Origin of the sequence: Spirillospora sp. NPDC049024 (assembly GCF_040649235.1) — a bacterium.
In the GTDB taxonomy this organism is placed as follows: domain Bacteria; phylum Actinomycetota; class Actinomycetes; order Streptosporangiales; family Streptosporangiaceae; genus Spirillospora.
This window is the reverse complement of record NZ_JBEZFD010000002.1, coordinates 214,849-236,072: the sequence shown is the minus strand read 5'-3', so window position 1 is coordinate 236,072 and position 21,224 is coordinate 214,849. Positions and strand designations below refer to the sequence as shown.

The following is a 21,224-nucleotide window of genomic DNA, read 5'->3' as shown; positions in this document are numbered from 1 at the left end:
GCGACCGCACCGGGACAGGGGTCCTGGCGCGGTGAGCACGCTCGGACACGGCGGCGGGCACCCGCACGTGCGGTCGGGCGGAGGCGCGGCTCAGCGGAGGGCCGCGGTGTAGTCGGCGAAGCGCTCGTCGACCTGCTCGGCGGTGAGGCCGAAGTCTTCGAGCGAGTACCGGTGCGCGGGCTTCGCGGCGCCGGTGGAGCTCTCGGCGTGGAGGCTCGTCATGGCGGCGCGGGCCTCGTCCGTGAACGGCAGCCCGAACCGGGCGTAGACGGACTCGACCGTGCCGATCGGGTCGCGGACGAAGTCGTCGTAGTGGACGTCCACGAACCGCGCGGGGTCGTGCCGCGCCCGCTCGGCGCGGAACCGGTCGAGGCCCCGGCTCCACAGGTCGAGCTGGTCGCGGCCGATCGTGGCGCCGGTGAACACCTCCGACCATCCGGCGGTGGCGTGCGCGGCGAGGCTGCACATCGACGCCATCGCGGTCCGCGGCGTGCGGTGCGTCTGGACGACCAGCGCGTCGGGGTAGACCTCCAGCAGCGCGTCCAGGGCGAAGAGGTGGCTGGGGTTCTTCAGCACCCAGCGGCGGCCGGGGTCGTTCAGGCCGATGAGCTGGAGGTTGCGCCGGTGCCTGCGGTAGGCGTCCGTCCAGTCCTGCCCGGCGAGCCAGGACGAGTACGTCGGCAGGTGCGCCAGGCACTCGAAGGAGATCGACAGCATGCTCTGCCGGAGCAGCTGCCAGCACTCCTCGACGGAGTCCGCCGAGATGTAGTGCACGCCCATGAACTCGGGGTTCTCGACGTGGTGCCGGCGGTATCCCGCGTCGATCGCCTGGAAGACGGGGTCGTCGGCCCAGGTCTCGCGCGGCGGGCGGGGCTGCGGCACCTCGGCCAGCCACAGGTCGAGGCCCTGGTGCGCGGGGTCGGCGGTGAGCAGCCGGTGCAGGGCCGTGGTCCCGGTGCGGGGCAGGCCCGTCACGAAGACGGGCCGCTCGACGGGGACGTCCGCGTACTCGGGATGGCGCCGCCAGGCCGTCTCGGAGAACTGCCGGGCGACCAGGGCGCCGCGCAGCATCGCGCGCTGCGCCTTGTTGCCGAACGGGGTGAGCCCCGCGTCCGCGGCCAGCGACTCCAGGAGCACCTTCAGCCCGTCGAGGTACTCGTCGCCGCCGAAGTCGTCCGATCCGGTGATCTTGCTGGCCGAGGCGTGGAGGTCCTCGACGGTCCCCACGCTGTCGCGACCGTTCGTCATCGGGTACGCCCTTCCTAGTGGTGCCACTCGCCGGAGTTGACGTCCAGGCACTGCCCGGTCACGGCGCGGGCCAGCGGCGACAGCATGAACACGGCGGCGTCGGCGACCTCGTCGGGCTCGGGCAGCTTGCGCAGGTCCGTCGTCGCGGCGTTCTCGTCGTAGACCTGCTGCGCCGTCACCCCGCGCTTCTCCGCGAGGTGCTGGAAGTACCACTTGAGGTTGGGCGCCCAGATGTAGCCGGGCGCGATCGTGTTGACGCGGATCCCGCGCGGACCGAGCTCGGTGGCGAGGTTCTGCGCCATCGCGAGCAGCGCCGCCTTGGCCATCTTGTAGGCCCCGAACGTCCGCCGCGAATGCCGCAGCACCGCCGAGTTGATCATGACGACGGAGCCGCGGGACTCCTCCAGTGCCGGGACGAACAGCCTGGTCAGGTGGAGCGCGGCGAGCACGTTGGTCTCGAAGCCCGCCCGCACCGCGTCGAGATCGACCTTCGTCAGATCGGTCAGCGGCGGCGTGGCGAAGGCGTTGTTGACCAGGCCGTCCACCCGCCCGAACGCCTCCCCGGCGGCCTCGGCCAGCCGCTCGCAGGCGGCCGCGTCCCGGATGTCGGTCGGGACGGTCGCGGCGCGCCGCCCGAGCTCCTCGACCTCCTTGGCGACCTCGGCGAGCCGCTCCTCGTTGCGCGCGGCCAGGACGAGGTCGGCCCCGGCCTCGGCGCACTGGAGGGCGAGCCCCCGGCCGAGCCCCGGGCCGACACCGGAGACGACGACGACCTTGCCGTCCAGCAGTCCGGCGCCCATCAGCCGAGCATCCTCTTCGCCACGGCGGTCTGGCGGGCGGCGATCCGCTCCGCCCACTCCGCTTCCCCGACGCGCTGGCTCTCGTAGTAGGGCAGGACGCGCGGCAGGTCGTCGAACGGCACGACCTCGGCGGTCGGCCCGTCCTCAGGGGTGAGGTCGCGGGCGAGCCGCTGCCAGCGGAACTGCAGGTAGCCGCGGCGGTGCCCGGTGCGCTCGATCCAGTTGGCGAGCCCGGGATCGCGCTCGCTGACGACGTAGCGGATCATGCCGTCCTCGTCCACGCGGGCCTGGTCGGCGGTGAGGCTCGTCTGGTGGTTGATGTAGTCGAGCGAGACGTACCACATGCTGCCGAGCTGGAAGCCCTGGTAGGGGGCCACCTTCCGGTCGGCGGCCGGGGCGGTGACGACCATGACCTCGTCGTCGTCCAGGTCGTAGTGGCCGACGGACGAGAACTGCGTAGCCAGCCCGCCGGGCGTGGGACGCGGCTCGGTCAGCGTGTTGACCGGGAGCTGCAGGTAGTGCCATTCGGGGAAGGCCAGGAAGGTGCGGATCCTGGACACCAGCATCTTGCCCGCTATCTCGTAGCGCCTGGCCATCCGGTCGGACGGCACCGGCAGCGGGGACGTCCCGAGCGTGTCGGCGCGGTGGATGCGGATCTCCCCCGGCCTCTCGTTCGCCCAGTCGCTGAAGACCTCGCGCACGATGAGCATCGCCGAGCCGGGGGCGAGGGCCACGTATCCGGGCCCCGCGTCCCGCTTCGGCGGGCCGAACCGCAGCTGGAACGTACCGTCCTCGGCGATGTCCAGCTCGCGGTCGTCGAACGCGGTGAGGCTGTCGGGCGACTTCGCCGGCGAGTAGTCGCCGTTCATGACCTGGAAGCTGAGGTCGGCGGTGGTGCCCCGGCGCCCGGTCACCACGTACTCGGCGTCGTCCCGGATGTAGGCGTGGAAGTACAGCGTGTCGGGGTTGTCGAGCCCGAGCTTGGTGTACGGCCCCGTGGACGATGCGAAGAACGGGTAGTCCCGCTGGTAGGCGCCCACCATGTGCAGCGACGCCTTGATGCTTCCGGCCAGGTAGTCGAGGCCCTCGGCCAGGTCCTGGTCGTTCTTGACGTGCGGCGCGGCACGGATGATCCGCTCCGCCTCCACGACCGCTTCGGCGAACGAGCGCGTCGCGGCGTCCTGGCTGTCGGTGCCGCCCTGGCTATGGGTGCTGCCTTCGGCTGAGTCGGTGGCCACCGGGCTCTCCTCGGATCGCGGGCGCGAGGCCGTGCTCTGGGGGACGCAGACTAGAACGTGTTCTATGCGAGGGGCAATGCCCGGGTCCCGCTCAATGGGAGGTGGTGAACTTCAGGCTCGGCGCGTCGTCCAGCGAGACCATGTACTCGTAGGTGCGCTTGTGCCCGGTCTTCTCGACCCGCCAGCCGTCGCCGTCCCGCCGGTACACGTCGTGGTAGAAGGCCGCGCCCCGGATGAGCAGCCGGTCGTTCGGCAGGATGATCGTGTCGTCCAGCGACCAGGTCCCGGTGGCGCGGTCCCCGTCCAGGTCGATCTCCGGGCAGCCCGCCGTGTGCGCGCTGATCTTGTCCGGGCCGAGGTTGGACCGCATGTACGCCACGATCGCGTCCCGGCCCTCCAGCCGGAGCGTCTCGCCGAGCACGGGCGTGTCGTACTCCGCGACGGCGTCCTCGGTGAACACCTCGGCGAACTCGTCCCACAGCTTGAGGTCGACGCACCGCAGGTACCGGTACTTCAACCGCCGAATCTCTTCCAGTGCGACCAGATCCATGCGCCCCAGCCTCCCGGCTCCACCCGAAAAATACAAGAACACGTTCTACCCACCTGTCCGATCATCGCGGCCGGGAGGGGAGGGGTCCGCCGCGCCCGTCAACATCGAGCAAAAGGTCGGCACTGGACGATCGACGGCCGAGGGGGCGAACGCCAACGAACGGGGCAAGATCCACCAAGTTCCCCGTCCCGCGATCCCGCTGCCGGTAAGGGAAGCGGCACCCGGACGGTGAGGGCGGGACGCCGGAGTTCCGCCGCCCGCCGACGCCGAGGCCGGGTGCTCGCGCCCCCGGAGGGTCCTCTGGCGGCGATTACGCTGGTAGAGGTGACGGCACCGGTCATTCTCGTGGTCGACCACGATGCGGGTTCGCGACGCGTACTGCTCGCCGACCTGGAGCGGCGGCTGGGCGACGCGTTCACGGTGAAGAGCGCGGGCTCGCCCGGAGAGGCGTGCGGCGCGCTGAAGGAGATGGCGGAGTCCGACGAGCCGGTCGCGCTGCTGATGGTGGACGACGCCTGCTCCGACGTCCTGGTGCGGGCGCACGAGCTCTACCCCGGTGCCAAGCGCGTGCTGATGGTGGACCGCGACTACTCCTCGACCAGCCCGGCCGTCCAGGCGATCGCACTCGGCCTCGCCGACTACCACCTCGTGCGGCCCTGGACGAACGACGAGTCGATGCACCGAGCGGTGAGCGAGTTCCTGTCCTCGTGGACGGAGGAGCAGGAGCCGGCGTTCGAGCTCTTCCGCGTCGTCGCCGACATGGACGACCCCCGCATGCTCCGGCTGCGCGACGTGATGGCGCGCTTCAACCTGCCGTTCGTGGTCCACCCGCCCGGCGAGGAGGCCGGGCGGCAACTGCTGCGGGAGGCCGGGCTCGACGCGTCGCGGCTGCCCGTGGTCATCCGCTACGACGGCAGGGCGTTCGTGGACCCGCAGGTGCCCGACCTCGCGTGCGCGATGGGGGTCCAGGTCACGAACGACCTGGAGACCTGCGACGTCGCCATCGTCGGCGCCGGGTCGGCCGGCCTGACGGCGGCCGTCTACGCGGCGTCCGAGGGGCTCGACACCGTGCTGCTGGAACAGGCCTTCTCCGGCGGGCAGGCCGGGACCAGCCCCATGATCAGGAACTATCCGGGGTTCCCCCACGGCGTCTCCGGCGGCTACCTGATGGAGCGGACCTGCGAGCAGGCATGGCTGATGGGCGCGCACATCGCCTTCGCCCAGCGGGTGGTGGACCTCGAAGCCCGCGGCGACCGGCGGGTGGTCCGCATGGCGGACGGCTCCGAGGTCAGCGCCCGCGCGGTGCTGATCGCCACGGGCGTCGACTGGCGGCGGCTGGGCGTCCCCGGCCTGGAGGCCCTCGTCGGTTCGGGCGTGTTCTACGGCATGGCCGTGGGCGAGAGCCGCGCCATGCGGGGCCAGGACGTCTTCATCGTGGGCGCCGGGAACTCGGCGGGCCAGGGAGCGCTGCACCTGGCCAAGCACGCCCGCACGGTCACGCTGGTCGTCCGTGGCGGCAACCTGGCGAAGTCGGCGTCGACCTACCTGATACGCGCCATCGAGTCGACCCCGAACATCGTCGTCCGCACGCGGACCGAGGTGGTCGGCTGCGGCGGCGCCGAACGGCTGGAGTCCCTGACGCTCGCCGACCGGGAGGCGGGCACCACCGAGCGGGTCCCGGCCGCCGCCCTCTTCATCATGATCGGGGGCGAGCCGCACACGCGGTGGCTCCCGGACGGGATCGCCGGCGACGAGCAGGGCTACCTCCTGACGGGCCGCGAGATCTACGACAGGGCCCCGGCGCGCTGGCCGCTCGGCCGGGACCCCATGCCGCTGGAGACGAGCATGCCCGGCGTGTTCGCGGCGGGCGACGTGCGGAAGGGCTCGATCAAGCGGGTCGCCTCCGCGGTGGGCGAGGGCGCCACGGCCGTCCGCTCGGTCCACGAATTCCTGGCGCTCTGAACCGCGTCCGCGGCGGGCGGGCATCGCGAAGGTGGGCGTAGCTCTACCGCGGTGTGGGAGGCACGCCCACGGACAGGTCACGGAATTCCCGGAAAAGTGTTTACGCAGATGCCGATTCGCGCTCGCAACCGAGAAAGGCAGTCTCGTGGACACAGTTCTCGCCCGGCGCTTCACCGGATGGTCGTGCCTGGCCGCCGCCGTCCTCCTCACCGTCGAGGTTCCGCTGTACTTCGTCTACTCGGGGCCGCCACCGGACTCCAATGTCCTCAGCCGGCTCCTGCTGGGAATCCTGGCCCTCGGATTCATGCTCGTGTTCATGGCGAGCTTCCGCGAGTTCGTCAAGAGCGTCGACGCGCGGTACGAATGGGTCGGGAATTTCACTTTCGCGGCCGGGCTCGCGTACGTTCTCGTCACCCTGGTATCCAGCGGGCTGGAGGCCGGGGCCGTCATCGCCGCGGACCGTCCGATCGACCCGACCATCGACGTCAGCGGGACGTACATCCTGTACGGGTCCATCGGGCGCATGCTGCTGGCGTTCTTCCTGACCGCCCTTGGATTCGCCATCAGGAGGACCGGCGCGCTGCCGCGCTGGACCGGCACGTCCGCCTACGTACTGGCCGGCGTCAACTTCGTCTTCATCCCGTCGCTCTTCTTCGGGAACAAGCCGGCCTTCTTCTACGCCGCCAACGGCTGGGGCACGACCGCCTCGATGGGCGCCATCCTCAGCTACTGGCTCCTCATGATGGGCATCGTCACGCTCAGGAGCAGGCAAGGTGCCACCGGCCGCCTGGCGCAGGGAGCTCACCCGGTCAACAGCTGACTTCCGAGAAGCGGGTCTGATGGCCGCCGAAGGCGTTTCGCTTCGGCGGCCATCAGGCAGTTCGCGGCCTCGAATCCGCCGTTCCCGCCATAGCCGGAGGGCACCGCGCCTTCTTAGGGTGGCGGTCGAGGAGGTGGGCCGGTGCTGACACCCGAGGAGGTCCGGGGTCTTTCGAGGGACGAGCGGACCGCGCTGCTGCGGGCCCTCATCTCGGTCGAGGACGCGGATCCGCTTGAGGAGCCCCGCTACCGGCGGCGGCGCTGGGCCGTGCTGGCGGGGCTGGTGGCCTGCTGCGTCTGGCTCGTCCCCTGGACCGTCGTGCTGGGGTTCACGCTGCCGCAGCACTTCACCGCGGGGCAGTGGGCCGTCGCCTGGATAGGTTTCGACGTCGGGTTGACCGTCGCGATCGGTGCCACCGCCTTCGCCATCTGGAAACGGCTCCAGATCGCCATCTTCGGGCAGCTCGTCAGCGGGACGCTGCTGCTGTGCGACGCCTGGTTCGACGTCTGGCTCTCGTGGGGGTCGGGAGAGTTCGTCGTCAGCGTGCTGACCGCCCTGCTCGGCGAGTTGCCGTTGGCCGTGCTGTTCTTCGTCGGGGCCCGGCAGCTCGTGCTGATGACCGTCCACGCCCTGTGGGTGCGGGAGGGACGGGTCGGGCCGGAGCCGCGGCTGCGGCAGGTGCGGCTCTTCGCGGTCGGCGACCGCGGCGGGAGCCGATGATCGCGGAGGGCGAGGGGGCCGGCGGATTCATCCGCCGGTATGGGGCGGCCGCCTCACGTTCATCTGGCGGCCGTTTCTCCTCGCTAGTCATGGTGCGTGCGCGCCATTCTCGTGCTTCTCGCTCTCGCGCTCGCGCTCGTCGGATGTGCGACCGCCAAAGCCTCGATCCACCGTCAGGACGTCATCGTGGTCGGGGTCAAGGCCGACCAGCCCGGGCTCGGGCTGAGGAAAGACGGGGTGTTCCAAGGGTTCGAGGTCGATGTGGGCCGCTACATCGCCCGCCGCCTCGGGGCGTCCAGCGTGACGTTCCGCGAGGTCAGGTCCGACGATCGGGAGCGGCTTCTTAACCAGCACGCCGTCGACCTGGTGCTCGCCTCCTACTCGATCACACCGGACCGGTCCAGGCTGGTCGACTTCGGCGGGCCCTACTACGTCGCTCATCAGGACGTCATGGTGCGGCGGAGCGAAACCCGCGTCCGGAGCGTGCGCGATCTGGCCGGGCGAAGGATGTGCCAGGCCAGCGGGTCGGTCTCGACCGAGCGGGTGGTGGTCGGTCTGAGCATCGCCGCGAGGCTCGTCCCGGGATCGTCCTACAGCGACTGCGTGGCGAAGCTGAGGTCCGGGGCCGTGGACGCCATCTCCACGGGCGACCTGGTCCTCGCCGGGTTCGGGGCCCCGGACCTGAGAATCGTCAACGCGCCCTTCACCGACGAGCGCTACGGGGTCGGGATGCGCAAGGGCGACACGGACGGATGCGAGGCGGTGAACCGGGCCATCACGACGATGTACCAGGACGGAACGGCCGGCCGCCTGCTCGACAAGTGGTTCGGGAAGAGCGGGCTCACGCTCGTCCGCGAGGTCCCCGAGTTCGAGGGCTGCTCGTAATGTCGGCGGCTCTGGCTATGGTCGGAGCGTGGCTGAGGACAGGGATGCTTGGGACGAGCTCCTGGCAGCGGGCTTCCTGCACGCCCTGCGGGAGGCCCACCGGGAGGCGACGCTCGCCGTCTTCGGCGGGCTGAGCCGGGCGGCGGGGTTCACGGAGCGGACGTACGGGGTCGGCGCCTTCGACGTGCTCGCCTCGCAGATCGACCGGGTCTTCGAGAGCGAGCCGCAGGTCGTCCGCGACGATCTGAACGGTTCGCCCGGCTGGCGGTACGGGGCGTACCGCGTCCTGCTCAAGCGGCACGAGTTCGGGAACGTCAGGGGCATCCGGTGGGACCGCGACAGCCCCACCAAGCAGGCCGTGGCGCGGCAGTCCTTCATCGAGGACCCGCAGCTCGCCCTCCCGCTCGGCATCGAGGCGCGCGACACGCCCGGCGTCGTGACGCTGGTGCTCGCGCACAGCGCCACCGAGGCGCCGCTGGAGATGGAGCTCTTCCTGGGCCGCCCCAGGTGGAACGCGGACGGCGGCACCGCCTGGCACTGGGTCAAACCCCTGGACGACACCATCGGGCCCGATCCACGTCGTAAGCTCGTCGAGCGGACGATGCCGCTGTGGGACGACCGCGAGGACGACGTCCCCATGCGGCTCCGCGGGGAGACGAAGACGGCCTAGCAGAAGGTGGCGCGGGGTGCTGTTCGACTGCGAGCGGCTGACGCTCGCCCGGCGGCTCAGAGGCCTGCGCAAGAACCAGCTCGCGCAGGCCGTGGGGACGACGCCGAAGGCGATCGGGCAGTACGAGGCGGGCGTGCAGCGGCCCGAGGAGCCGACGGTGCGGCGGCTGGCGATCGCGCTGGGCGTGCCCGTCGAGTTCTTCCAGAGCGGCCGCAGCCCGGTCTCCATGGACGGGGCCCATTTCCGCTCGCTCCGGTCGACGACGCAGATCGAGCGCGACCAGGCGCTCGCCTACGGGCGGATCGCCACCGACGTCGTCGCCGTCCTCGAAAGGCTCGTCGACCTCCCCGAGGTCGACCTTCCCGAGTACCCGGTCTCCCCGGAGGAGATCGCCGGCCCCGGTCCCGCCGAGGCGGCCAGGCTCACCAGGAAGGCGCTGGTCGAACGGGCCGGGCCGGTACCGCACGTCGTCCGGCTGCTGGAGTCCCGCGGCGTGCTCGTCCTGGTGCTGCCGCGGGCGGCCGAGCGGGTGGACGCGTTCAGCGTCGGCGTCCATCCGAGGCCGATGGTGTTCTTCAACCCGGCCAAGGGCGACTACTGGCGCAACCGCTTCGACGCGGCCCACGAGCTGGGGCACCTGGTGATGCACGCCGACGCCGAACCCGGGGAGAAGATCGTCGAGGACCAGGCGCACCGGTTCGCGGCGGAGTTCCTCATGCCGGAGGCCGACATCGCCGGCGAGCTGCCCGCGGGCCCCGACTGGGAGCGGCTGGCCGAGCTCAAGGCGTCCTGGGGCGTCAGCATGGCGGCTCTGCTCTACCGGGCCCGCACCCTCGGGATCATGACGGAGACCGTGTACCGGAACGCGATGAGCACGCTGAGCTCGCGCGGCTGGCGGCGGCAGGAGCCGGGCCCGGCGAGGCCCCTGGAGCAGCCGACGATGCTCACCCGCGCGCTGGAGGTCGTGGAGGAGGCCGGCACCGACCGCGACCGGGTCGCCGGCGAGGCGCGGGTCACGCGCGCCGACCTCGACCTGCTCGTTCCGCGGCGGTGACCCGTTCTGGAACGCTCCCGCCCGCGCATTCAACGCAATGGCGGGATTTGTAAAGCGGCTGCGACAGATATGTATCCCTGTCCCGGGGTTCCCTGCGCGTCCACCATTGCCTGTGAGACCCTCCGAGAGTAATTGCCGGACCACCGTATGGAACGCTGGAGACCTGGGTGATCGACAATCGGCTGGCGAGTCCGACCGCGTTGCGGATGCAGCTCGGAGCGCGGTTACGGCGGATGCGCGAGGAGAACGGGCTCAGCCGGGTCGAGGCCGGTGAGGTGATCCGCGGGTCGGCGTCCAAGATAAGCCGGCTGGAACTCGGCCGGCACGGCTTCAAGATCCGGGACGTCCTCGACCTGCTCACCCTCTACGGCGTCGAGGACGAGGACGAGCGGAACGGCTTCGTCCAACTCGTCCGGGAGGCGAAGAGACCGGGCTGGTGGCAGGGCTACGGCGACATCGTGCCGAGCTGGTTCGAGCAGTACCTCGGCCTGGAGCAGTCGGCGGCGACGATTCGCGCCTACGAGGTGCAATACATCCCGGGCCTTCTGCAAACGCGCGACTACGCGCGGGCCGTCATCGGCCTCGAACACCATGACGCGGGTTACGACGGCCTCGAACGGCGCCTCGACCTCCGGATGCGGCGGCAGCAGATCCTGCACCGGAGGAACGGCGCGACCACGCTGTGGGCCGTGATCGACGAGGCGGCGCTGCGCCGGCCGATCGGGGGGCCGAAGACGATGCGCGGCCAGGTCGAGCACCTCATCGAGATGTCGGAGGAGATGCCCAACGTGAAGGTGCAGGTCCTGCCGTTCTCGGCGGGCGGGCACCTGGCGCTGGGCGGCCCGATCACGATCGTCCGGTTCGCCGAGCACGACCTCGACGACATGGTCTACCTGGAGCACCTGACCGGCGCCCGCTACCCCGAGGGCCAGGAGGCGGTCCGCTACCAGGAGATCATGGACCTGCTGGGCATCCGCGCGGCCCGTCCCGCCCGCACCACGACCTTCCTCATGGACCTGCTCGGCGAGCTCTGATCCCCCGCCGGGAGGAGCGCATCCCCCGCCGGCGGGAATCGCGCCCGCACCCGCGCTCACTAGCGTCCACCGTGGCATAGCGGACGATCACGCGGGCGGCGGGAATGAACGGTTCGGCGACGGTCGTCGCCTTCCTCATCGGGACGGCGATCAACACCTGGGTCATGGCGTACGGGGCGAGGAGCCTGCTGAACGCCCGGTTCCCCCTGTTCCGGACGCTCGTGGCGGGCGCGACCGGGCAGGCGGTCGCGAGCCCGATCATCAGCGCGCTGATCGGCGACCTGCGCGGGGACCGGCACCCGGGGCCGCTGCTGTGGCTCATCTGCCTCGGCTTCGCGTGCGCGCTCCTCGTCTCGATGACGATCCTGGTGCTGTGGGAGGCGTTCGTCCCGACCGGGACGGTGCCGTCGCCGCTGCACTGGCTCGGCGGCGCGCGGTCGCGGATCGCGCGCACCCGCCGGTACCGCCGGATCTCGTTCATCTTCCTGCGCCACGGCCTCGGCCCCTACCTGCGCGGGCGCTCCCGCCCGAGCAGCTCGGCGGCGCGCTCGTTCACCCGCGCCCTCGAGGAGGGCGGCGTCGTGTTCGTCAAGCTCGGCCAGGTGCTGTCGACGCGGCGGGACGTGCTCCCGCCCGAGTTCGTCGAGGAGCTGGGCCGCTTGCAGGACAGCGCCTCTCCCGTCCCGTGGCCGGAGATCGAGCGCGTGGTCCGCGAGGAGCTCGGCGACCCGCGGGACGTCTTCGCCTCCTTCGACCGGGCCCCGCTCGCCGCCGCGTCCATCGCGCAGGTGCACCGGGCCACGCTCCGGTCCGGCGAGGAGGTGGTCGTCAAGATCCAGCGGCCCGGCGTCCGCGCGGTGGTCGAGCGCGACCTCGACATCACCCTCCGCCTCGCCCGGACGCTCCACGAGCGCGCCGGGTGGGCCAGGTCGTTCGGCGTCGTGGACCTCGCCGCCGGGTTCGCGACCGCGCTGCGCGAGGAGCTCGACTTCCGCGTCGAGGCGCGCAACATGGCCTCGGTGGCGGCGACCGCCCGCGGCGGCGACGTCGTCATCCCCCGCCCCCACGACGACCTGTGCACGAGCCGCGTCCTCGTCATGGAGCGCCTGGACGGCGTCGCGCTCAGCAAGGCAGGCCCGCGCATCGACTCGCGCGGCCTGGACCGGACCGGACTCGCGCGCACCCTCCTCGACACGGTGCTGCGCCAGATCGTCCTGGACGGGGTGTTCCACGCCGACCCGCACCCCGGCAACATCCTGCTGCTCGACGACGGCCGCCTCGGCCTGATCGACTTCGGGTCCGTCGGGCGGCTGGACACCGAGCTGCGCGGCTGCCTCCAGCGCATGCTCCTCGCCATGAACCGCGGCGACTCGGTGGCGGTGACCGACGCGTTCCTGGAGGTCGTCGCCCGCCCGGACGAGCTGGACGAGCAGGGCCTCGCCCGCGCGCTCGGCGCCTTCATGGCCCGCCATCTCGGCCCCGGGACGACCCCCGACATGGCCATGTTCACCGACCTGTTCCGGCTCGTCGCGCGGTTCGACCTCGCCGTCCCGGCGGAGATCGCCGCCGTGTTCCGCGCGCTGGCGACGCTGGAGGGCGGGCTGACCGGGCTCGCGCCGGGCTTCGGGATCGTCACCGAGGCGCACGCGTTCGGCGAGTCCTACCTGCGGGAACGCCTCCGGCCCGGCTCCCTGCGCGAGGCCGCGAACGACGAGCTGCTCAGCCTGCTGCCGATGCTGCGCCGCCTCCCCCGCCGCCTGGACCGCATCGCCGCCGCCGCGGAGGCGGGCCGCCTGAGCGTGAACGTCCGCCTGTTCGCCGACGAGTCGGACCGCCGCACGGTCGCGGGCCTGCTCCAGCAGGTCCTGCTCACCATCCTCGCGTCGACGGCCGGTGTGATGGCGGTGATGCTGCTCGGCCTGAAGGACGGCCCCGCGATGACCCGGGACGTGACCCTCTTCCAGTTCTTCGGCTACTGCGGCCTGGTGATCTGCTCGGTCCTCTCCCTCCGCGTCCTGACGGTCGTCTTCCGCCGCTGACCTCTGCGAGGATGAGCGAAATGCCACCTGACCGTCTTCAGCGCGCTCGGCTCTCGCCGACTACGAGCGGGCCATCTGGACCACCGCGACGGCCGGCGGTGACATCGACACCACCTGCGCCATCGTCGGAGGCATCACCGCCGCCGGACTCGACCTCCACGACCTGCCGGACGCGTGGCGGCGGGTCACCGAGCCCCTACCGGAGTGGATCAACCCTTCCTGACCGGCCGCGCGACGACGCCCCGGTGATCGAACACATGTTTGACCGGACGGGTAGAGTAGGGGCATGTTCCAAGCGTCGTTGCTGGACGGTACGGACGAGAGCGGTCCGCGGCCTCTGAGCGCGGTGCGGCGTACCGAGCTGGAGCGCGGCGCCTGGGTGGACGTCCTGCCGGGGTGGATTCCCAACGCTGACGCGCTGTTCGAGCGGCTGCTCACGTCCGTCCCATGGCGGGCCGAACGCCGGCGCATGTACGACAGGGTCGTGGACGTCCCTCGCCTCCTGGCGTTCTACGACGAGGACGCCGAGCTGCCCGATCCCGTACTGGACGAGGCGAAGGCGGCGCTCGACGAGCACTACGCCGAAGAGCTCGGGGAGCCGTTCCGCACGGCCGGGCTCTGCCTCTACAGGGACGGCCGCGACAGCGTGGCCTGGCACGGCGACACCATCGGGCGCGGCGCCACGCACGACACGATGGTGGCGATCCTGTCGGTCGGTACCCCGCGGAGCCTGCTGCTCCGCCCGCGCGGGGGCGGAGCGGCGATCCGCCGCGACCTCGGCCACGGCGACCTCATCGTCATGGGCGGGAGCTGCCAGCGGACGTGGGAGCACGCGATCCCGAAGAGCGCCCGCGTGAAGGGCCCCCGGATCAGCGTCCAGTTCAGGCCTCGCGGAGTCCGCTGACCCGGGCGTGCGCCGGGCGCCTCATGGCACCATAAGCGGTGATTCGTGAGGAGGCCCGTTGCTGCGTCTGGTCGTGTCACAGACCTCCCCGCGGGCGTACCCGACGGTGCTCGACGCGCTCCAGGCGCCGATGCCGTTCGGGGCCGCCGGGCGGCACATCCTGGTCGAGCCGGGGTTGTATCCGAACACCGGGTTCCGCAGCTCGGGCGACTTCGTCCTCACGGCCGTGGGCGGGCCGGGGTCGGTCACGCTGGACGGCGCCATGGACGCGACCGTCGAGCTCACCGGGCAGGTGACGCTGCAGGGCCTCATCGTCCGCAACTGGAGCGCCGAGGGCCTCGCGCTGGAGGTCGCGGAGGGCAACGTCCTGGCGGAGCAGTGCGAGTTCGTGAGCCGCTCCGACCTCGCCGTGCGCGCGGCCCACGGGGCCCGGCTCGCGCTCAGGGACTGCCAGGTGCAGGACGGAGCGGTCGTGTACAGCGCCGCGACCGGGCTCATGGAGGGGACCGGCGTCACCGGGACGGACGGCAACGCGGTCGCGATCCGCAGCGGCAGCTCGGTGACCATCCGGTCGTGCCGGATCGGCGACGCGGGCGGCCACGGCATCTGGGTGACCGAGGGGTCGCGGCCGCTGATCGAGCAGTGCACGATCAGCTCCCCGGCGAGCGCCGGGATCCGGGTGGACGACCGCGCGGACGCGGCGATCCGCAACTGCGCGTTCCACGGCTCCGGCCAGTCGTCCCTGATCGCCGTGGAGAAGGGCAAGGCGGTCGCGGACGACTGCCTGATCACGGACGCCGGCGCGGACGCGCTGTGGGTGGCGACGGGCGGCTCGCTGACCGCGCGGCGCATCAGGATGGAGGCGCCGCACCGGACGGGCGTGGTCGTCGAGAAGGGCGTCGCGCTGCTGGAGGACTGCGAGGTCCTCGGAGCGGGGGCCCACGGCCTGTCCTTCACCGAGCACGCGAACGTCACGGTCGTCCGGGGCCGCATCGCCGACGCGGGCAAGCTCGGCGCGCGGCTCGCCCCCGGGGCGCGCGCCCTGCTGGACGGGACGACCGTCAGCGGCAGCGGGTTCGCCGGGGTGAGCGTCGAACCGGGCGGCGAGCTCGCCCTGCGCGGCTGCACGGTGGTCGACAACCACGGCCCGGGCGTCACCGCGAGCCGCGGCGCGAGCGTGGACGCGAGCGGCCTCACGAGCGAGCGCAACCGGGGGGCGGACAGGCTCGACGACGAGCCGGACGGCGGCGTGACCGCACAGGTCACCGAGCCGGCGGCGGAGGAGGAGGCCAGGCCGGCGCCGCCGGCCGAGGCGAGGCCCGCCGGGGCGTCGGCCGACGCGCTGCTGGCCGAACTGGACGCGATGGTCGGCCTGGCCGCGGTCAAGCGCGAGATCCGCAAGCTGACGAACCTGCAGAAGGTCGCCGAGCAGCGGCGCCTCGCGGGCCTGCCGCCCGGCCCGGCGATCGGCCGGCACATGGTCTTCGCGGGCCCGCCGGGCACCGGCAAGACGACCGTCGCGCGGCTGTACGGCGGCATCCTCGCGGCGCTCGGCGTGGTCGAGAAGGGCCAGGTCGTCGAGGTCAGCCGGGCCGACCTCGTGTCGGAGAACGTCGGCGGGACCGCGCTGCGCACGTCCGAGGCGTTCGCGCGCGCCCTCGGCGGCGTGCTGTTCATCGACGAGGCGTACACGCTGGCCCGCAAGACCACGGGCACCGACTTCGGGCAGGAGGCCATCGACACGCTCGTCAAGCTGATGGAGGACCACCGCGACGAGGTCGTCGTCATCGCGGCCGGGTACTCGGCGGAGATGCGCGAGTTCCTCGCCGCCAACCCGGGACTGAAATCGCGGATCTCCCGGACGGTCGAGTTCGAGAACTACAGCCCGGCCGAGCTCCTCCAGATCACCGAGGCGCACGCGGCCAAGGACGGCTACCGCCTGGCCGACGACGCGCGCACGGCGATCCTGGAGCACTTCACCTCGCAGCGGCGGGACGCGGCCTTCGGCAACGGCCGGGCGGCGCGCCGGGTGTTCGAGGCCGCGGTGGAGCGGCAGGCGCAGCGCCTCGCCGAGCTGGAGGAACTGCCGTCCGGCGAGGAGCTGAGCCAGCTGCTCGCCGAGGACCTCGACGTCGAGACGGGCCTCGCCGCGCGGTTCGGGGAGGCCCGGGACGCCGGCCAGGTGCGCACCGTCCTCGCCCGGCTGTCGGCGATGACCGGGCTGGAGGAGGTCAAGCGGGAGATCGGCGACCTGCTGGACCTGCTCGCCTCGGCCCGGCGGCGGCGCGCCGCCGGGCTGGAGGCCGAGCCGTTCACCGGGCATCTGGTCTTCGCGGGCCCGCCGGGCACCGGCAAGACGACCGTGGCGCGGCTGTACGGGGAGCTGCTCGCGGCGCTCGGCGTCCTCGCGCAGGGCCAGGTCGTCGAGGCGGCGCGGGTCGACCTGGTCGGTCAGTACGTCGGGCAGACCGCGCAGAAGACGGCCGAGGTGTTCGACCGCGCGCGCGGCGGCGTCCTGTTCATCGACGAGGCGTACACGCTGTCGCGCCGCGCCGGCACGGGCCACGACTTCGGGCAGGAGGCCATCGACACGCTGGTCAAGCTGATGGAGGACCACCGCGACGAGGTCATCGTGATCGCCGCCGGGTACACCGCCGAGATGGCGGGCTTCCTGTCCGCGAACCCGGGCCTGGCCTCCCGTTTCGCCCGCACGCTGGCCTTCCGCCCCTACGAGGTGGACGGCCTCGTCTCGATCTTCCTGGGCAAGGCGGAGGCGGCGGACTACCTCGTCCCCGACCCGACCCGGGCGGCTCTCGCGGCCTGTCTGAAGGCGGACCGCGACCGCTTCCGGGAGGGCAACGGCCGCGAGGTCGACAAGCTCTTCCGCTCCGCCGTCACCGCCCACGCCCGCCGCACCGAACAACTGGCGAACACCGGCGCCGACCTGACCACCGCCCAACTCACCACCCTCCTTCCCGAGGACATCGCCCCGTGATCTCGCTCGCCGAGATCACCGCCGCGACGCACGCCCTGCTGGCCACCGCCGAGCGGCTGGACGACCGCGAGGTCCGCGAGCCGTCCCTCCTTCCGGGCTGGACGCGCGGTCACGTCCTGACCCATGTCGCCCGCAACGCCGACGGCGGCACCCGCCTGCTGACCTGGGCGCGTACCGGTGTCGAGACCCGCGAGTACCCCAGCCCGGAGGCCCGTGCCGCAGAGATCGAGGAGGGCGCGCACCGTCCGGCGCGCGTGCTGCTGGAGGACGTCCGGCAGAGCGCCCAGCGGTTCGCAGCCGCCTTCACGCTCATGCCGGACGAGGCGTGGGGAAGGGTCGTCCAGTGGACCGCGGGCGCACGCCACCCCGCGTCCCGCGCCGCCGACGCCCGCCTCACCGAGGTGCTCGTCCACCACGTCGACCTCGACGCCGGCTTCGGGCCTGCCGATTGGCCGGCCTCCTTCACCACCCGGATGCTCGCCGCCGTCACCGCGTCATACTCCCGCCGCGACGGTGCGCCGGACCTGCGGATCCGTGCCACCGACACGGGTGAGGAGCACGGTCGCGGCGACGTACTCGTCACCGGCCCCGCGGCCGCGCTCCTCGCCTGGCTGATGGGCCGCTCCCCCGGCACCGGCCTCACCGGCGCCGGGGGAGTCACGCTCCCCTTCCTCTACTGACGCCTACTGCTGCTGCGCCGGGCAGGTCGTGCCGCGCGGGGGGAGGGTGAGGGAGATCAGGTAGGCGTCGATCGTGTTCTGCATGCAGGGGCCGCGGTTGTAGCTGCCGTGGCCCGCGCCTTCGTAGGTGAGCAGGCGTCCTGTCGGGCCGAGCTGCCGCTCGACGGTCTTCGCCCAGGCGTAGGGCGTGGCGGGGTCGTGGACGGCGTTGGCCAGCAGGATCGGCGCGCTCCCCTCGACCTGCAGGCGGTGCTGCGGGTTGCGGACGGGCTGCGGCCAGCCGAGGCACGCGGAGATCGCCATGACGGGACGCGCGAACGTCATGTCCGGGGCGACCTTCTCCGTGCGGCGCATGATCTTCGCGTACTCGCCGTAGTCGCGGACGGGCAGGCTCCAGTCGGAGCAGAACTGCGCGGTGAAGGGGTCGGTCGTGGTCTCCCCCGCCTTCGGGGCCGCCGCCGTGCGCGTGCCCGGCTTGAGCGGCGGGGCCGCGTCCAGCTCGGCCAGTGTGGACGCGAGCTGCGCCCAGTCGGGGCCGTAGAAGCGCTTGTAGGCCATCAGGACGAGGCCGAACTCCGGCAGCGCGGCCCCCGGCGTCGACGGGTCGGGCAGTTCTCCTCGGGCGGCGCGGGCGCGCAGGTCGCGCCATACGCCGTGGACGTCCTTGCCGTGCAGGGCGCACTCCTGCGTGCGCCCGCACCACGCGGCGAACTGGTCGAACGAGTCCTGGGCGGCGGCCAGTTCGGAGGTCAGGAACCGCCGGGCGTCGGGGATGCTGTGGTCGTCGACGCTCTCCAGCACCATCGCCCGGACGCGCCCCGGGAACGTCTCGGCGTACATCTCGCCCAGCAGCGTTCCGTACGAGCTGCCGTGGAAGGTCAGCTTCGACTCGCCCAGGGCGGCGCGGATCGCGTCGACGTCCCGGACGGTGCTGAGCGTGTCGGCGTGGTCGTAGAGGGGGCCGGTGCGGGCACGGCAGTCGGCCCGCAGGCGCGCGTTGTGGGCGAGGGTCGCCTTGAACTGCGCCGCACTTTTGATCATCGGCGAGGGGGCGGCACGGACGAGGTCGGCCGAGCACGTCACCGGATGGCTGGCGCCGATGCCGCGCGGGTCGAAGCTGACGATGTCGAAGCGCCGGCGCAGCTCGTCGCTGAACCGGTCGATGCCGCTCTCGATCCTGGTGACGCGCTGGACTCCGGAGTCGCCGGGGCCGCCGGGACCGAACACGAGGGTGCCGACGCGGGCATCGGGGTCGAGGGCCTTGCGGCGCGCGATCGCGAGGCCGAACGCGGGGCCGTCCGGGCGGGACCAGTCGATCGGCAGCCGCAGGGTCGCGCACTCCGCCTTGCCGTCGTCGCCGCACGCGCGCCAGTCGATGGCGGACGCCGAGCGCGGTGCGGCCTGGACGGACGGCGAGCGCGGCGCGGGCGACGCGGTGGCGGGGAGCGCGACGCCTGCCAGCGCCACGGCCCCGGCCCCGACCCCGGCCAGGGCGGCGAGCCTGTTTCTGCGCAGCATGGAGGACCTTCCGGTGGGGGACGTCAGAAGCCCGCCCCTTCAGAGGCGGGCGACGGTCCCCGGCCCGGCCGTGGCCGGGGACCGCTGACGATCAAGGTAGGCGCGGTCCCCGCACCGGAACAGGGTGATCAGGGGCGGTTCAGGGTTCGCTCAGGGTTCGCTCAGGGATGCGCTGGAACCGTCCGTCCCTCCGGATCCCTATCAAGAGTCGCCAATCAATACGTCACAACGTCGTGGTATTCGGCTATTCCTGAGATAGGCGGGAAAAATGAGTCCAGTGACTCAGCGACCGTCGAGGTCTCCGTTGCGAATCGCGGTCAGGAGAGCCTGCCAGTGGGCGGGAGCCAGAGCCAGGTGGCCGGCGGAGGGATTGCGCGAGTCGCGGACCAGAACCGACGGCCCGGAGGCCGCCACTTCCACACAGGCGCTCTCGTCGGCGCTCGCACTGCTCTTACGCCAGTTCAGCACCACCCTCGGGGCCGAGCGGTACACCATCCAACCTCCATCCGTTGCCGACGCGCCCTGCCTCGTCGCTATAGCGGACGAGGCAGGGCACGCCGGGCGGGCGGCCAAGTAGGGCATAACAAACCACGACCTTGTGGAAAATTTCCCGATCACGAGTGTAAACGGTTCTAGTTATCCCGCCTACAAGGGAACACAAGATCACCGAGTGTGTTATGACGGCCACTCGCCTTGTGGATGCCGGATGCGGCGGTCACCTCCCGGTCGAGTCGAGTCGGTGCGGGTCAGCTCATGAGCGCCTCGGCGGCCTGCCGCATCATCGCGACCGACTCGTCCGCCGACAGCGCCTGCTCCAGCAGCAGCTCGAAGGTGTCGCGGTACTCGGCGATCCGGTCGTCCTCGCCAGTGACCATCACGCTGGCTCCCGACCGCCCCTCCAGGTAGAGGACGTCGTCGAGGTCGCCGTCGAACTCCAGGAGGCTGAACGGACCCTCCAGCCCGAGGTGGGCGCCCGCGCTGAACGGGATCACCCTGACGGTCAGCAGGTCGTCCCGTTCACAGGCGTCCGCGATGTGGTTCAGCTGGGCGGGCATGATCGCCGGATCGGTCTTGATGCCGACATGCCGGCGGATGACGGCCTCGTCGATGATGTAGTGCTGGCGCGGCGGGTTCTGCCGCTTGGCGAACTCCTGCTGCCGCTGGATGCGGAGCTTCGCCGCGAGCACCCGCGCCTGCTCGGAGACCTTGCCGGTCGACAGGACCTCGGCGTACTCGGGGGTCTGGATCAGCCCGGGAACGACCGTCCCGTGAAACTGCCGGATGTAGGCCGCCCCAGCGGAATAGCCGACATAGGTGAGGAAGGTCGAATCCAGGTCGCCGCGGTAGGCGTTCCACCAGGCGGGTTCGCGCGCGCCGCGGGCGAGGGCCTGCAACCGCTCCTGCCGTCCCTCCGACGTGACGTCATAAACGGCGAGCAGCGCCTGGAGGTCGGTGCGGGTGATGGCGTTCTTGCCGCCCTCCACCCGGATGAGCTTGGACGGGGACCACTCCAACTGCCGCGCCACCTGCTCCTGCGTCAGCTTCTTCTCTTTGCGCAGGCGGACGAGCTCGGTGCGAAGCAACGCACTCTGGACTATCGGGCCCTGGTCACTGGCCATGGGTTCGCTCACTCTGAGTAGTGCATGCCACCAAACTGGATGCTACATGGCAGTCGGGGACCTGGCATCCCACTTCCACACACGGCGCTACATGTCTTGGACATCTGATCTTCGCTCCGCCCACCAGACCCCGCCATATCGCCCAAAACTCGCGTGGGTAGCTTCCAGAGTGCTGCATACCGTCGGACTCTGTTGTAATGTGCTACATAGCAGATTAGCAGACGACGCGATGCAACAAGACGCGATGCCACATCCGGGAGCGGATGAGGTTGAACACAGGGTGAAGACCCGGCCGGGCCCAAGGCGCATCCCGGCCGGGGCCGACCGCAGGCGGATGACGGGCCGGCCGCAGGCGGGAACGACAAAGGGCCGGGGAACGAGAGGGGCGCACGCGCCACACGGGGAGGTCGCAAGGGGAGACCAGCATCCGGGAACGCCGCGAGAGGCGACGCCGGACGAAAGACGCACGAAGCAGCGAAGCCAGCGAA

Annotated in this window: 18 protein-coding genes and 1 pseudogene; 12 read left to right on the top strand and 7 right to left on the bottom strand. The window is 71.6% G+C overall.

Annotated elements, in window-relative coordinates; translation table 11 throughout:
• Positions 1–90: 90 nt before the first annotated feature.
• The 4 genes from AB0C21_RS03965 to AB0C21_RS03950 all read right to left on the bottom strand — a co-directional run bounded on the left by AB0C21_RS03965 (position 91) and on the right by AB0C21_RS03950 (position 3,836).
• The gene (locus AB0C21_RS03965; RefSeq protein ID WP_149261974.1) at positions 91–1,248 is read right to left on the bottom strand and encodes a sulfotransferase family protein; all 1,158 of its coding nucleotides are present in this window, start codon (positions 1,246–1,248) and stop codon (positions 91–93) included.
• Positions 1,249–1,262: 14 nt separating this feature from the next.
• Positions 1,263–2,048, bottom strand: a complete 786-nt coding sequence (locus AB0C21_RS03960) for an SDR family oxidoreductase (RefSeq protein ID WP_500202558.1) — start codon at positions 2,046–2,048, stop codon at positions 1,263–1,265.
• Positions 2,048–3,286: a hypothetical protein gene (locus tag AB0C21_RS03955; protein WP_500202557.1), complete on the bottom strand. Its 1,239-nt coding sequence runs from the start codon at positions 3,284–3,286 to the stop codon at positions 2,048–2,050. The genes AB0C21_RS03960 and AB0C21_RS03955 overlap by 1 nt, the downstream gene beginning before the upstream one ends.
• 91 nt (positions 3,287–3,377) lie before the next feature.
• Entirely contained in the window at positions 3,378–3,836 is a 459-nt protein-coding gene (locus AB0C21_RS03950; RefSeq protein ID WP_500202556.1) for a nuclear transport factor 2 family protein, read from the bottom strand.
• A gap of 324 nt (positions 3,837–4,160) precedes the next feature.
• On the opposite strand from AB0C21_RS03950, the gene AB0C21_RS03945 reads away from it, so the two are divergent.
• The 12 genes and pseudogenes from AB0C21_RS03945 to AB0C21_RS03890 all read left to right on the top strand — a co-directional run bounded on the left by AB0C21_RS03945 (position 4,161) and on the right by AB0C21_RS03890 (position 17,599).
• The gene (locus AB0C21_RS03945) at positions 4,161–5,798 is read left to right on the top strand and encodes an NAD(P)/FAD-dependent oxidoreductase (protein WP_500202555.1); all 1,638 of its coding nucleotides are present in this window, start codon (positions 4,161–4,163) and stop codon (positions 5,796–5,798) included.
• Between the two features lie 145 nt (positions 5,799–5,943).
• Positions 5,944–6,618, top strand: a complete 675-nt coding sequence (locus AB0C21_RS03940; RefSeq protein WP_500202554.1) for a hypothetical protein — start codon at positions 5,944–5,946, stop codon at positions 6,616–6,618.
• Positions 6,619–6,759: 141 nt separating this feature from the next.
• A complete protein-coding gene (locus AB0C21_RS03935) occupies positions 6,760–7,338 on the top strand; it encodes a hypothetical protein (RefSeq protein ID WP_500202553.1) in 579 nt (192 codons plus the stop codon).
• A gap of 96 nt (positions 7,339–7,434) precedes the next feature.
• Positions 7,435–8,223 carry a glutamate ABC transporter substrate-binding protein gene (locus AB0C21_RS03930; RefSeq protein ID WP_500202552.1) on the top strand — a complete coding sequence of 263 codons (789 nt, stop codon included), beginning with the start codon at positions 7,435–7,437 and terminating at the stop codon, positions 8,221–8,223.
• Positions 8,224–8,251: 28 nt separating this feature from the next.
• Positions 8,252–8,893 (top strand): hypothetical protein, encoded by a 642-nt coding sequence (locus AB0C21_RS03925; protein WP_500202551.1) that lies wholly within the window; start codon positions 8,252–8,254, stop codon positions 8,891–8,893.
• A 16-nt stretch (positions 8,894–8,909) separates the two neighbouring features.
• Positions 8,910–9,947 (top strand): XRE family transcriptional regulator, encoded by a 1,038-nt coding sequence (locus tag AB0C21_RS03920; RefSeq protein WP_500202550.1) that lies wholly within the window; start codon positions 8,910–8,912, stop codon positions 9,945–9,947.
• Between the two features lie 167 nt (positions 9,948–10,114).
• On the top strand, positions 10,115–10,981 hold the full coding sequence (locus AB0C21_RS03915) for a Sco1979 family transcriptional regulator (RefSeq protein ID WP_500202549.1): 867 nt from the start codon (positions 10,115–10,117) through the stop codon (positions 10,979–10,981).
• 104 nt (positions 10,982–11,085) lie between these two features.
• Entirely contained in the window at positions 11,086–13,020 is a 1,935-nt protein-coding gene (locus AB0C21_RS03910; protein WP_500202548.1) for an ABC1 kinase family protein, read from the top strand.
• A 55-nt stretch (positions 13,021–13,075) separates the two neighbouring features.
• A pseudogene (locus AB0C21_RS03905) lies at positions 13,076–13,243 on the top strand (ADP-ribosylglycohydrolase family protein); the annotation flags it as partial.
• A 63-nt stretch (positions 13,244–13,306) separates the two neighbouring features.
• Entirely contained in the window at positions 13,307–13,924 is a 618-nt protein-coding gene (locus AB0C21_RS03900) for an alpha-ketoglutarate-dependent dioxygenase AlkB (RefSeq protein ID WP_500202547.1), read from the top strand.
• Between the two features lie 58 nt (positions 13,925–13,982).
• Positions 13,983–16,919, top strand: coding sequence for an AAA family ATPase (locus tag AB0C21_RS03895; RefSeq protein WP_500202546.1), 2,937 nt, complete (start codon positions 13,983–13,985; stop codon positions 16,917–16,919).
• The gene (locus AB0C21_RS03890) at positions 16,916–17,599 is read left to right on the top strand and encodes a maleylpyruvate isomerase family mycothiol-dependent enzyme (protein WP_500202545.1); all 684 of its coding nucleotides are present in this window, start codon (positions 16,916–16,918) and stop codon (positions 17,597–17,599) included. The genes AB0C21_RS03895 and AB0C21_RS03890 overlap by 4 nt, the downstream gene beginning before the upstream one ends.
• Positions 17,600–17,602: 3 nt before the next feature.
• On the opposite strand, the gene AB0C21_RS03885 is transcribed toward AB0C21_RS03890, so the two are convergent.
• From AB0C21_RS03885 to AB0C21_RS03875, 3 genes are all read right to left on the bottom strand, one after another.
• A complete protein-coding gene (locus tag AB0C21_RS03885) occupies positions 17,603–19,117 on the bottom strand; it encodes an alpha/beta hydrolase (protein ID WP_500202544.1) in 1,515 nt (504 codons plus the stop codon).
• A gap of 282 nt (positions 19,118–19,399) precedes the next feature.
• Positions 19,400–19,612, bottom strand: coding sequence for a DUF397 domain-containing protein (locus AB0C21_RS03880; protein WP_500202543.1), 213 nt, complete (start codon positions 19,610–19,612; stop codon positions 19,400–19,402).
• 251 nt (positions 19,613–19,863) lie between these two features.
• Positions 19,864–20,736, bottom strand: coding sequence for a helix-turn-helix domain-containing protein (locus AB0C21_RS03875; protein WP_500202542.1), 873 nt, complete (start codon positions 20,734–20,736; stop codon positions 19,864–19,866).
• Positions 20,737–21,224 lie beyond the last annotated feature (488 nt).

What these genes read in the sequence shown, in the direction of transcription:
- AB0C21_RS03965 (WP_149261974.1), bottom strand. Translation starts at nt 1,248, where the DNA reads ATGACGAACGGTCGCGACAGCGTGGGGACCGTCGAGGACCTCCACGCC.
- AB0C21_RS03960 (WP_500202558.1), bottom strand. Translation starts at nt 2,048, where the DNA reads ATGGGCGCCGGACTGCTGGACGGCAAGGTCGTCGTCGTCTCCGGTGTC.
- AB0C21_RS03950 (WP_500202556.1), bottom strand. Translation starts at nt 3,836, where the DNA reads ATGGATCTGGTCGCACTGGAAGAGATTCGGCGGTTGAAGTACCGGTAC.
- AB0C21_RS03910 (WP_500202548.1), top strand. Translation starts at nt 11,086, where the DNA reads ATGAACGGTTCGGCGACGGTCGTCGCCTTCCTCATCGGGACGGCGATC.
- AB0C21_RS03900 (WP_500202547.1), top strand. Translation starts at nt 13,307, where the DNA reads ATGTTCCAAGCGTCGTTGCTGGACGGTACGGACGAGAGCGGTCCGCGG.
- AB0C21_RS03885 (WP_500202544.1), bottom strand. Translation starts at nt 19,117, where the DNA reads ATGCTGCGCAGAAACAGGCTCGCCGCCCTGGCCGGGGTCGGGGCCGGG.
- AB0C21_RS03880 (WP_500202543.1), bottom strand. Translation starts at nt 19,612, where the DNA reads ATGGTGTACCGCTCGGCCCCGAGGGTGGTGCTGAACTGGCGTAAGAGC.
- AB0C21_RS03875 (WP_500202542.1), bottom strand. Translation starts at nt 20,736, where the DNA reads ATGGCCAGTGACCAGGGCCCGATAGTCCAGAGTGCGTTGCTTCGCACC.